This window comes from Rhodoplanes sp. SY1, from assembly GCF_046000175.1.
Taxonomy (GTDB): domain Bacteria; phylum Pseudomonadota; class Alphaproteobacteria; order Rhizobiales; family Xanthobacteraceae; genus Rhodoplanes.
Map to the genome: position 1 here is coordinate 1 of NZ_JBEOMB010000353.1, position 458 is coordinate 458.

The window sequence follows — 458 nt, forward strand, 5'->3', positions numbered from 1 at the left end:
CGAGCGGCGGCGGCGGCGGTGGTGGTGGCGGTGTCGACAGCAACGGGACCGAACATAGCGGCGGCACTGGCGGCGACGGCGGTGATCGCCGCTCAGCAGCACCGCGACGCCAGCCCCGAGCACCAGAAGGACGATCACGCCGGTGCCGACCGCGAGCAGCTGCCGACGGCCGCCCGGCCGCCCACTGTCGTCGCTCGTATCGTATCGCCGGCCCATCCGTCCGCGCCCTCGTTCCGATCGATCCGTTCGTTCCGTCACTTCACCAGCGACTTGGTGGCGAGCCCGACCTGCTTGATGTCGAGACGCCCGAGCAGATCGAGCACGTCGATGACGTTCTGATACTGGGTCTGGCTGTCGCCGCGCACGACGACCGGGAAGTCGGGCGTCAGGGCGCGCTGCTGGACCAGCCGCTGCTCGAGCTCGGCGAGCGTGACCGGCACGGTGTCGAGGAAGATCTT

At 69.9% G+C, this 458-nt stretch carries 1 protein-coding gene; it reads right to left on the reverse strand.

Annotation, left to right across the window (positions count from 1 at the left end; genetic code table 11):
- Positions 1-254: 254 nt before the first annotated feature.
- On the reverse strand, positions 255-458 hold a 204-nt coding region (locus ABTU92_RS29610; RefSeq protein ID WP_408095117.1), incomplete at its 5' end, for an ExbD/TolR family protein.